The organism is Novosphingobium panipatense, from assembly GCF_900182875.1.
GTDB classification, from domain to species: domain Bacteria; phylum Pseudomonadota; class Alphaproteobacteria; order Sphingomonadales; family Sphingomonadaceae; genus Novosphingobium; species Novosphingobium panipatense.
In genome coordinates this window covers 1-1,152 of record NZ_FXUI01000060.1, presented here as the reverse complement: position 1 = coordinate 1,152, position 1,152 = coordinate 1, and the positions used below count along the sequence as shown (strand labels likewise).

The following is a 1,152-nucleotide window of genomic DNA, read 5'->3' as shown; positions in this document are numbered from 1 at the left end:
CTAGTGGATGGAATCTAACGCTTGGTGCCCGCGCTTGACGGCGGCGATGATTTTGTCGGGATCGGCGGCCCAGGTGAAGGGCTTGGGCTGCTGGTTGTGCTCGGCGAGGAAGCGGTTGATGGCGGCCTGGAGGTCGATGACGGAGTGGAAGACGCCGCGTTTCAGGCGCCGTTTCGACAGCTTGGCGAAGAAGCCCTCCACCGCGTTGAGCCATGAGCATGAGGTCGGGGTGAAGTGGAAGGTGAAGCGGCTGTGCCGGTCGAGCCAACGGCGCACCTTGGGGTGCTTATGGGGAGCATAGTTGTCGAGGATGACGTGCACGGCCTTGTTGGCGGGAACCTCGGCGTTGATGGCATTGAGAAAGCGGATGAACTCCTGATGGCGATGGCGCTGCATGTTCCTGCCGATGACGGTGCCGTCGAGCACGTTGAGGGCGGCAAACAGCGTGGTCGTGCCGTTGCGCTTGTAGTCATGCGTCATGGTGCCGAGTCTGCCCTTCTTCATCGGCAGGCCGGGCTGGGTGCGGTCGAGCGCCTGGATCTGGCTCTTCTCGTCGACCGACAGCACGATGGCGTGGGCCGGCGGATCGACATAGAGGCCGACGACGTCGCGCAGCTTGTCGACGAATTTCGGATCGTTGGAGAGCTTGAACTGCCGCCAGCGGTGGGGCGCGAGGCCATGTGCCTTCCAGATGCGCCGGACCGCGCTGGCGCTGATGCCGGCCGCCTTCGCCATCATGTCGGCCGTCCAGTGCGTCGTTTCGCCCGGCGGATCGGCAAGCGTCATTGCCACCACGTGCGCGGCGACATCGGGTCCGAGCGGCGGAATGCGCGACGGCCGCGTCTTGTCGCGCAGCAGCCCGTCGCAGCCTTCCGCGGCAAAGCGCTCCTGCCAGCGCCACACGCAGGTCTTCGACTTGCCGGTCCGGCGCATGATCTCGACGGTGCCGACGCCGTCGGCGGACAGAAGCACGATCTCGGCGCGCCAGACATGCTTCTGTGGGGCATTGCGGTCCCTAATCAGCGCCGTCAGACGGGCACGATCGGTCGGCGAAACGGTGAACGATATTCCTGTGCGCATGCGCCAGACTCGCATGCGAACGCAACAAAGGGAATCCCGAACCGGACTCTTATGTCAGGCGGAAACCACTAG

General features: G+C 64.6%; 1 protein-coding gene. It reads right to left on the bottom strand.

The features are described from left to right. Complete coding sequence (locus QOL62_RS19800) at positions 1-1,080, bottom strand: IS630 family transposase (RefSeq protein WP_086494367.1); 1,080 nt, start codon at positions 1,078-1,080, stop codon at positions 1-3. Positions 1,081-1,152 lie beyond the last annotated feature (72 nt).

Bases quoted from the DNA above. Each gene is read 5' to 3' on its own strand.
- QOL62_RS19800 (WP_086494367.1), bottom strand. From the start codon at position 1,080: ATGCGCACAGGAATATCGTTCACCGTTTCGCCGACCGATCGTGCCCGT.